8 protein-coding genes are annotated in these 10,159 nt (G+C 64.0%); all 8 read right to left on the bottom strand.

Annotated features, from left to right (window positions below):
* Positions 1-894 (bottom strand): NADP-dependent isocitrate dehydrogenase (locus tag R3280_RS14180; protein WP_318999266.1); only part of this gene is annotated, 894 nt, incomplete at its 3' end.
* A gap of 218 nt (positions 895-1,112) precedes the next feature.
* A complete protein-coding gene (locus tag R3280_RS14175; protein WP_318999265.1) occupies positions 1,113-3,101 on the bottom strand; it encodes an acetoacetate--CoA ligase in 1,989 nt (662 codons plus the stop codon).
* Between the two features lie 9 nt (positions 3,102-3,110).
* On the bottom strand, positions 3,111-3,890 hold the full coding sequence (locus R3280_RS14170; protein WP_318999264.1) for a 3-hydroxybutyrate dehydrogenase: 780 nt from the start codon (positions 3,888-3,890) through the stop codon (positions 3,111-3,113).
* 13 nt (positions 3,891-3,903) lie between these two features.
* Positions 3,904-5,268: a TRAP transporter large permease subunit gene (locus R3280_RS14165; protein WP_318999263.1), complete on the bottom strand. Its 1,365-nt coding sequence runs from the start codon at positions 5,266-5,268 to the stop codon at positions 3,904-3,906.
* Entirely contained in the window at positions 5,268-5,906 is a 639-nt protein-coding gene (locus R3280_RS14160; protein WP_318999262.1) for a TRAP transporter small permease subunit, read from the bottom strand. Before R3280_RS14160 ends, R3280_RS14165 begins: the two co-directional genes overlap by 1 nt.
* 119 nt (positions 5,907-6,025) lie before the next feature.
* On the bottom strand, positions 6,026-7,078 hold the full coding sequence (locus R3280_RS14155) for a TRAP transporter substrate-binding protein (protein ID WP_318999261.1): 1,053 nt from the start codon (positions 7,076-7,078) through the stop codon (positions 6,026-6,028).
* 328 nt (positions 7,079-7,406) lie between these two features.
* Complete coding sequence (locus R3280_RS14150) at positions 7,407-8,819, bottom strand: sigma-54 interaction domain-containing protein (protein ID WP_318999260.1); 1,413 nt, start codon at positions 8,817-8,819, stop codon at positions 7,407-7,409.
* A 125-nt stretch (positions 8,820-8,944) separates the two neighbouring features.
* Positions 8,945-10,159, bottom strand: a 1,215-nt coding sequence (locus R3280_RS14145; protein ID WP_318999259.1) for a DcaP family trimeric outer membrane transporter, incomplete at its 5' end; no start/stop codon positions are given.

Below are 10,159 nucleotides of genomic sequence, written 5' to 3'. Positions count from 1 at the left end.
GTTGTTGGGGTTGACCCCCAGCTCCTTGAACAGGTCGCCGTACTTCTCGAACAGGTCCTTGTAGAAGATGGTCACCGCATGGCCGAACACGATGGGGTGGGAGATCTTCATCATGGTTGCCTTGACGTGCAGGGAAAACATCACGCCGGTTTCCTTGGCATCCTCCAGCTGGTGCTCGAAGAATTCCCGCAGTGCCTTGCGGCTCATGAACATGCCGTCCAGCACTTCCCCTTCCTGCAACTCCAGTTCCGGCTTCAGCACCGTGGTCTTGCCGGTGGCGGCATCGGTGAAATCGATATGGACGGTGCAGGCCCGGTCCAGGGTCAGGGACTGTTCGCTGGAATAGAAGTCACCACCGCGCATGTGGGCCACGTGGGTGCGGGAAGCCGGGCTCCACTCGCCCATGCTGTGGGGGTATTTGCGGGCGAACGCCTTTACCGCCGGCGGCGCGCGCCGGTCAGAGTTGCCCTCCCGGAGCACCGGGTTGACGGCACTGCCCAGCACCTTGGCGTAGCGCGCCTTGGCCTCTTTCTCTTCTTCGCTGGACGGATTCTCGGCGTAATCCGGTACCGCGTAGCCCTGGCCCTGGAGCTCACGGATGGCGGCTCGGAGCTGGGGGATGGAAGCACTGATGTTGGGCAGCTTGATGATGTTGGTTTCAGGGTGCTGGGTCAGCTCACCCAGCTCCGCCAGCGAGTCCGGTACCCGCTGGTCTTCTTCCAGGTAGTCCGGGAACGCGGCCAGAATACGTGCGGCAAGGGAAATGTCGCTGGTCTCGACGTCAACGCCGGCCGGGGCCACGAAAGTTTCGATAATGGGAAGCAGGGAGCGGGTCGCCAGCGCTGGCGCCTCGTCGGTCAGGGTATAGATGATCTTGGATTTCGATTTGGTCATTTTCGTCCTCAGGCCAGTGTGTGAGTTCAGGACGGTCAGGGCTGAATCCGGCGTCTTTTGAACTCCGGACTGAAGCAAAGACTGAATGCGAACTTTTTTGGAAGACTACAAAGATACCAGTTTTTACGTCCCTCAGAGTACGATTTTAGTCTAAAGACGGGGCTTTTCGGCGCCAATGGTGGCGGACAGGCGGCCCCGCCGGGCGGGGCCGCCCCGGGTCAGGCCGGCAGCAGACCGGCGGTGGCGAGGCGCTCCCGGATGGCGTCCAGGGCTTCCGGATTGGCCAGGGCGTCGCGGTTGTCGGCCCGGGCAGACCCGTTCAGCAGGCGGGCAACCGCCAGTTCCACCTTTTTGCCGCTGCGGGTGTAGGGAATGTCCGGTACCGCCAGGATGTGCTTAGGCACATGGCGCGGGCTGGCGCCCTCGCGGATGCGGGTCTTCAGGCGTTTGACCAGCTCGTCGCCGAGTTCCCCGCCTTCGGCCGGCACCACCAGCAGCACCACTTCCACATCGCCCTCGATCTGGCGACCCACCACCAGGCTGTCCCGCACCGCGGTCTCGGTTTCCACCTGCCGGTAGATCTCGGCGGTACCGATGCGGACGCCGCCGGGATTGAGGGTGGCGTCGGAGCGCCCGTAGATAACCGCGCCGCCATGCTCGGTGAAGCGGATGAAGTCTCCGTGGGCCCAGACCCCGGGAAAGGTCTCGAAATAGGCGGCATGGTAGCGCTCGCCCTCGGGATCGTCCCAGAAACTCACCGGCATGGAGGGCAGCGGCTGGCGGCACACCAGTTCGCCGCGGCCGCCTTCCAGGGCATGGCCGTCCTCGTCATAGGCCACGGCGTCCACGCCCAGCAGGCGGCACTGGATCTCGCCCCGGCGTACCGGCAGCAGGGGGGTGCAGCCCACAAAGCAGCCGCAGATGTCGGTGCCGCCGGCGATGGACCCCAGCAGCACGTCGGGCGTGGCGTCGGTATAGACCCAATCATAATCTTCCGGCAGCAGCGGCGAGCCGGTGGAGAAGAGCACCCGCATGGGCGACAGGTCGAAACTGTCCCGGGGCACCAGCCCGGCCTTGCGGCAGCCGGCCAGGAAACGGGCGCTGGTGCCGAAATGGGTGACACGCTCGTCGGCTACGGTCTGCCACAGGCTGTTCAGGTCCGGGTATCCCGGCGAGCCGTCCACGGTCACCACGGTGGCACCGGTGAGCAGGGCCGAGGCCTGCCAGTTCCACATCATCCAGCCGCAGGTGGTGAAGTACAGGAACCGGTCCCCCGGTCCCACATCGCCGTGCAGCATCAGCTCCTTGGCGTGGTTGACCAGCAGGCCGGCGGTACCATGGACGATGCACTTGGGCTTGCCGGTGGTGCCGGAGGAATACAGGATGTAGACCGGATGCTCCGGCGGCAGCGGCGTGTAGGACGGCGCCTTGCCCGCCCCCTCGGCCAGGGCGTCTTCCCAGCCGGTCACCAGGGAGCCGGCGATATGTTCTACGTCGGGCAGCTGGCGGACACTCACCACACAGCGCAGGCTGCCCAGGCCGTCGATCAGTTCGGCAAAATCCTCGCGACGGTCGAAGACCTTGCCGCCATAGCCGTAACCGTTGACGATGACCAATGCCGCCGGCTCGATCTGGCCGAAACGGTCGAGAATGGCGCCAACCCCGAAATCCGGCGACGCCGAGCTCCAGATCGCGCCCATGCTGGTGGCCGCCAGCATGCCCACCAGGGCTTCGTAGCCGTTGGTGACAACACCCGCCACCCGGTCGCCCTGCCGGATGCCCTGGCCTGCCAGGAAGGCCTCCAGCGCGCCGACGTCGGCCTTCAGCTGCCGGTAGCTGCGGCGCAGGTCATCCCGGGTCTCGCAACGGGCCACCACAGCCTCGCGGTCGGCGTTGTCGCCGTCGGCCATGCGCAGCAGGTTGGCGGCAAAGTTGAGCCGCATGCCGGGAAACCACTCGGCGCCCGGCATCCTGCGCTTGCCCAGCACCGAGTCCGCCGGTGTGTCACAGACCAGGCCGGTGTAGTCCCAGACCGTCTGCCAGAAGGTTTCCAGCTGCTCCACCGACCAGCGGTGCAGGGCGTGGTAATCGGCGAAGGGGCCGTGGCCGGCCGCTTCCAGCCAGCGCCGATAGCGGCCCATGTGACTGTTTTCAATGGTTTCCTGATCAGGGCGCCAGACGATCGGCGCCGTTTGTTCCTGACTCATCGAGCGCTCCTATTGCATGTGCCAGCCGTGACTCACCACCACTGACTGGCCGGTCAGTGCGGCGGACGGGAAAGCGGCCAAGTGTACGGCCAGCTCGGCAACGTCTTCGACGGTGGTGAATTCACCGTCCACGGTATTCTTCAGCATCACCTTGCTGATGACCTCTTCCTCGGACAGCCCCAGGTCCCGGGCCTGCTCGGGGATCTGCTTGTCCACCAGCGGGGTGCGGACAAAGCCGGGGCAGATGATGTTGCTGCGCACCCCATGGGCGGCGCCCTCCTTGGCGACCGCCCTGCACAATCCCAGCATGCCATGCTTGGCGGCCACATAGGGAGCCTTCAGCGGTGACGCCTCCAGCGAATGCACCGAGCCCATATACAGCATGGTACCGCCGCCGCTGGCATACATCTCGGTCAGGGCCGCCCGCGTCACCAGGAAGGCGCCGTCCAGATGCACACCCATGACCTTGCGCCAGTCAGCGAAAGCCAGCTTGTGGAGCGGGTCGATATGCTGGATACCGGCGTTGGCCAGGGCGATATCGAGACCACCCCAGGCCTTGACGATGGCGGCGACGCCCTCGTCCACCGCGCGCTCGTCGGTGACGTCCATGGCCAGGGCCATGGCGGTGCCGCCAGCCTTCTCGATGGCATCGGCGGCCTCCTGGGCGCTGCCCAGGTCCAGGTCGGCCACCGCCACCCGTGCGCCCTCACGGCCATACTGTTCGGCGATGGCCCGGCCAATGCCGCGCCCTGCCCCGGTGATCAGGGCGATCTTGTTTTCTAGACGCATGCCGTCTGTCTCCTTAATCGTAAGCCATACCGGGCAACCAGGTCGCGATTTCCGGCACCAGGAACACGATGGCGACCGCCACCAGCTGGATGATGATGAAAGGCACCACGCCCCGGTAGATATCGGTCACCTTGATCTCCGGCGGCGCCACCCCTTTGATGTAGAACAGGGCGAAGCCTACCGGCGGGGTCAGGAACGAGGTCTGCAGGCACATGGCGAAGAGGATGGTGAACCACACCAGGTCAAAACCCAGCTGCTGCACCACCGGCGCCACCAGGGGCAGGATGATCAGCGTGATCTCCACCCAGTCCAGGAAGAACCCCAGCAGGAACACCCCGAACAGGATCGTCAGTACCACGCCGTAGGGTCCGAACGGCAATCCCAGCAGCGCTTCCTCGATGACCGCATCACCACCAAGGCCCCGCAGTACCACCGAGAAGGCGGTGGCGCCCAGGAAGATGGCGAAGATGAAGGCGGAGGTGCGGGTGGTCTGGTGCAGTGACGCGTTCAGCACCTTCATGTTCAGCCGCCCGGAAAAGAGCGCCAGCAGCAGCGCGCCCAGGGCACCGACACCGGAGGCCTCAGTGGGGGTGGCGACACCGGCAAAGATCGATCCCAGGACCCCGAGGATCAGGGCTGCGGTGGGTATCACGGCCTTGATCACATCCCAGACCACCGACCAGTTGACCTTGCCCATGCCGGCGGGCACCGGCGCAATGTGGGGCTGTAGCAGCGGCCGGATCAGGGCATAGGCCACGTACATGGCACCCAGCATGATGCCCGGCAGGAAAGCCCCCATGAACAGATCCCCCACCGAGGCTTCCGGCACCGCCAGCCGATCCGCCATCAGCACCAGCATGATGGACGGCGGGATCAGGATGCCCAGGGTGCCGGTGGCACAGGCGGTGCCCACGGCAAAGCCCTTGTCGTACTTGTTCTCCAGCATCACCGGCAGCGACAGCATGCCCAGCAGCACCACAGAGGCACCGATAATGCCGGTGGTGGCGGCCAGCAGCACGCCAATGATGATGACCGTGACGGCAAAGCCGCCCCGTACGCCCCCGAACAGCTGCACCATGCTCTTCATCAGACGCTCGGCAATGCCGGACTGGTCCAGCATGATGCCCATGAAGATGAACATGGGCAGGGCCACCAGCGTCTCACTCTCGATGATGCCCCAGATTCGTTCAGGCACCAGCCCCATGGAAGACTGATAGTCGAACCAGAGGTTGGCTCCGAAATTCTCAACCGCGATGACCCCCACCAGGGTCCAGATAACCGCGGTACCACCCAGCACCCAGGCCACCGGGTAGCCGGTCATCAGCAAGGCCCCGAAGGTGAGGAACATGCCGATTACAAACAGGACTTCGAGTTCCATCAGGACCGATCCTCATTCTTTTCGTTTTTGGGCCGGGCCCGGATCGGCCGCGGAAAGCCGAACAGCAGAGCCGTTACCTTGAACAGGCGCGACACCGCCGCCACGAACAGCAGCGCAAAGGCCAGCGGCACTATGCCCTTGAGCACCCAGCGGTGGCTGAGGCCGGCCGGGGCCTGACTGGTTTCGCCCACCTGCCAGGAACTGACGGCGTAGGGCACCATCTCCCAGATGGACAGGGCCAGAAACGGCAGCAACAGAAACAGTGTGCCCAACAGCTCGATCCAGCCGCGGGTCCGGAGCGACAGGCGCTCGTGAATCACATCCACCCGGACATGGTCGTCGGTCACCAGGGTGTAGCCCAGTCCCAACAGCCAGCCGATGCCGGCCAGGTGCCACTGCACCTCTTCCAGCAGGACGGAGCCCTGGCCAAAGGCGTAACGGGCCACCACGGCGTAGATGATCACACCGGTCACCACCACCCAGAGCCAGGAGGCACCCTTGCCGATGCCGGCAATGACAACATCCAGCACTTTGCTGATCCGGGTGGTGGGAAGCTCGGTGTGGTGATGCAGAAATTCGTCCGTGTTGGACACGGAAGGCCGGGGGGTATTCGGCGGGCCTTGATCCGACACCTTCATGAAAAAGCTCCTAACTCAGAAAGCTTCCGCTACGAAACAAGGATGGCCCCGCAGGGCCATCCATTCTTGCGCCGGTAGCACCGGGCGCGGCCCGGCACTACCGGCTTCAGGCCCGGACCTTACAGATCGGACGGCAGGTAGGCGCGCTCATCCCACACCTGGTAGGTCTCCATGAACTTCTGCTGGCTTTCATAGACGCGCTTGAAGTCGGCGTCCTTGGAGGCTTCCTCCTCCAGCACTTCCTGGGTCACGGCCTTGAGCTTCTCCAGAACCTCGCGGGGAATCTGGTCAGCCTGGACACCTTTCTCCTGGAAGCCGGCCAGAACCGCGCCGTTCTTGTACTCACCCTCGGCCAGACCGCGGGTGGTGGCGGCGGTGCAGGCAGCCTCCACCATGGCTTTCTGGGCCTTGGTGGCACGGTTCCACTCGTCCTGGTTGATCAGCATGTACTGGGCGGTGAACTGCTGGTGCCAGCCCGGGAACAGGTTGTACTTGACCACCTGGTCGAAGCCAAGGATCTGGTCGATGGCGGGCATGGAGAACTCGGTGGCATCGATGGTGCCCTTCTCCAGCGCCTGGTAGAGCTCGCCACCGGGCATCATGGTGACCGAGGCGCCCAGCTTCTCCAGCACCTTGCCACCCAGACCGGCGAAGCGGATCTTCATGCCCTGGTAGTCTTCCAGGGTTTCAACCTTGTCCTTGTACCAGCCCGCTGTTTCCGGACCGATGATGCCACAGAGCTGGGCGTGCACCTTGAAACCCTTGTTGGCGTAGGTTTCCTGCAGCATTTCATGGCCACCACCGTAGTAGTACCAGCCGGTGTAGGCCCAGGGCTTCATGCCGAAGGGCACAGCGGCGAACAGGGGGACGGCGGGCACTTTGCCCTGGTCGTAACCGATCCAGGTGTAACCGGCGGCAACCTTGCCGTCAGAAACCGACTGCAGAATATCGAACGCGGGCACCAGCTTGCCCGGCTCATAGACGCGCACCTGGATGCTGCCATCAGAAGCGGTGGTGAGGTTGTCGGCAACCCAGGCGGCGGGCGAACCCAGGCCGGGCAGGTTGGTGGCGAAAGCGACGGGCATCTTCCAGCGCAGATCGTCCGCGAAGGCGGCACCGGAAGTCAGGGTGATGGCAGCGGCAACCCCGGTAAGGGTCTTGGCGAGTTTCATTGGCAAGTCTCCTAGCTTTGTTGTTTTACCGGCCGTTTTGGATCGAAACCCGACGGGCCTGGATTGAGTCTAGTCAGACATCACAGGAAACGAGACAGACACCGAAAAAAAGTGGTGCTGTTAAGAGCGTCAGCCTTGTTGTCTGCGTTGTTCTGACGTCCTGCAATCCGGTATCAGCAGACAACATGCCAAGAATTATTTTGCTAAATAAATCAGTAATATATCGCCATAGACGGAATGGCGCGGGGTAAAAACTGTCCGGATTACCGGTCATATTCAGACGGAAGTCGTAGCCAGATGTACGGAAATCGGGACAGGCGTCCTGGTTTCAGGACAGCCTGGCCAGCTTCTCGTAGAGTACCGAGCGGGAAATGCCCAGCAGTTTGGCGGCCCGGGTACGGTTGCCGCGGCTCGCCACCAGGGCTTCCTCGATGGCCTGCGCCTCGGCTTCCGCCAGGGTCTGCGCCAGCGGACGCACGGGCTGGGGAGTCAGGGACGGCACCAGCCGGTTACCGGTGCGGGGCAATACCTTGAAGATGGCGTCGGCGTCGAGGACCCCGCTTTCCTCACCCATGGTGAGCGCCCTCTCCAGCACATTCTGCAGCTCGCGGATGTTGCCCGGCCAGTCGTAACTGCCCAGGGCGGCAATACCGGCGTCGGTGATCTCGCCCCGCAGCTCAAGACCCTCGCCGATCTTCTCCAGCAGTGCCTCACTGAGCACCCCGAGATCCGCGAGACGGCTCCGCAGCGGCGGTATGGGTATTTCCAGGACATTGAGACGGTAGTAGAGATCCGAGCGGAAGCTGCCATCGGCAATCATCGCTTCCAGATTGCGGCTGGTGGCGGCAATTACCCGCACGTCCACGGTCACCACCTTGTTGGAGCCCAGCGGCTCGATCTCGCCCTCCTGCAGCGCCCGCAACAGCTTGGCCTGCAGGGGCAGCGGCATATCGCCAACCTCATCAAGGAACAGGGTGCCACCGTCGGCGTGCTGGAACTTGCCCTCCCGCATGCGCCGGTCAGCACCGGTGTAGGCGCCGGGGGCGACACCGAAGAATTCCGCCTCCAGGAGGTTGTCCGGAATCGCCGCCACGTTTACCCCCACAAAGGGCTTTTCCGAGCGCGCCGACACCGAATGGATGGCCTGGGCCAGCACTTCCTTGCCGGTACCGGTTTCACCCAGCAGCAGAACCGGCATGTCCCGGCCCCCCGCCAGCCGGGCCCGGCGCTTCACTTCCAGCGCAGCCGGACTGGCGCCGACGAAATCCGCCAGGCTGTAACGGGTGCCACGGGCTTTTTTGGCCAGGGCCTTGCGGGCCGCCACCAGGTCCTGGTGCAGGCGCCGGTACTTGCTCACCAGCGGTGTCAAAGGCTGCAGGTCGTCGTAGAGCACAAAGGCGACGGCGCCGATGACCTTGCCGCCCTCGTCGAAGTAAGGCAGCCGGGTGACCACCAGCTGCTGGTTCTGGTATTCCATGATGTCCAGCAGCAGGGGTTTGCCGGACTTCACCACCTCCGGCATCCGGGTCTGGGGGATAACCGGCTGGATGGGCTGGCCAATCACTGCCTCGGGGTTGTCCACCCCCAGTAGGGCGGCGTAGCTGTTGTTGATCCAGGTAATGCGGCAGTCGCTGTCCACCGCGATGGCGCCAGCGCTGGCCTGCTCGAACATGGGAAATATGGCTTCTATCAGGTCCCGGGTCAGCCCGGTCTTGTTGTTATGGGTAAATGGCTGTGCCATGAACGGGGGTCCGCCTGCAGGTGATGTTGTCATGATCGGAATCCATCCCTGTTGAGCATACGATAAAAAGACCCCGGCACGAAGGCCGGGGCAAAGTCTGAGTTAACCTGATGGAAGTGCCAGACTCAGAAGTTGTACTGGCCTGCGAACAGGATGCGCATGGCATCGCCGTCGTCGCCGTTCTGGTTCTCACGCTTGAAGTAGCCGTACTCCACACCCAGGTTCATGTTCTTCACCGGGGACCACTGGTAGTTCACCATGGCGTTCTGGTTGGTTTCGCTCTTGCCGCCGATGATGGCGCCGGCGTTGGTGCCGTAGTCGTCCTCGGCATCGTCCCAGTCCACGGTCACCAGACCGTAGCCGGCGTTGATGCTGCGGCCGCCGCCCAGGTTGATACCGGCACCGATGGTGCCGCCGTAGCCGGCGATGGTTTCCAGCTCACCGTTGACCAGGTAGGCGTCCTCGGCAGCGAAGTTCTCACCGGACCGGTACAGGTAGGCGTTGCCACCATCGCTGTAGGTCAGCGCGCCCTGGATGGTGACCATGTCGGTCAGCGCCATCTTGGCGGCCACGAAGGTGGCGAAGCCCACCACCGAGTCATCCACCGAGCCGTTGTCCACTTCCACCTGCTGGACTGCCAGGGCTGCGGAGTAGGACAGGCCGCCGGCGGACTCCTCGAAACGGGCGGTGGCGGTCGGCAGACTGCGCTTGAGGGTGGCGCTGGTGCCTGCGACACCCACCACCACGTCTTCGATCTCGCCGGTCACCAGGTTGACCTGCTGCTCGGTGACGTTGGTCTGGGCATTAGCAGAGCTGACCGGCTCCTCCAGGGAGACCGACAGCGGGCCGCTGGTGTAACGGGCCTGGGGTGTGCGGCCCTGAAGACCGGCGTTGCCCGCCAGGCCGTCAAAGTCCAGCACCGAGGTGTTGCCCACGAAGCTGTTGAAGTTGGACCAGGTCTGGCCCAGCAGCACACCCTTGTACTCGCCGTAACCATGGCGCAGGCGCAGTGAGCCGCCGCCACCGCCGCGGAAGTCACCTTCCACCACCACCTTCAGGCCTTCGGGGCTCATGGTCATAACGCCAATGCGGGTCTGGAAGGCGTCGGCGCCGAAGTGGCCGGTGACCTCGTCGTCCTCGGCGGCACCGGTGTTGATGCGGCCGAAGGAGCCGGCGCGGGTGGAAATGGCAATGTTTTCGTCAATGTCGTAGGAAGCGCCAAAACGGGCATAGCCGTAAATGCTGGCACTGTAGCCGGCAGGATCGCCGGGGCTCTTGGGGAACAGCTCGACGGCGCCGGCCTGGCTGGCCAGGGTCAGAGCCAGTGCGGAAGTGGTTGC

Source organism: Marinobacter sp. (assembly GCF_033722195.1).
GTDB lineage: Bacteria > Pseudomonadota > Gammaproteobacteria > Pseudomonadales > Oleiphilaceae > Marinobacter.
The sequence above is the reverse complement of the archived record's forward strand: the minus strand, read 5'-3'. Positions and strand labels throughout refer to the sequence as shown.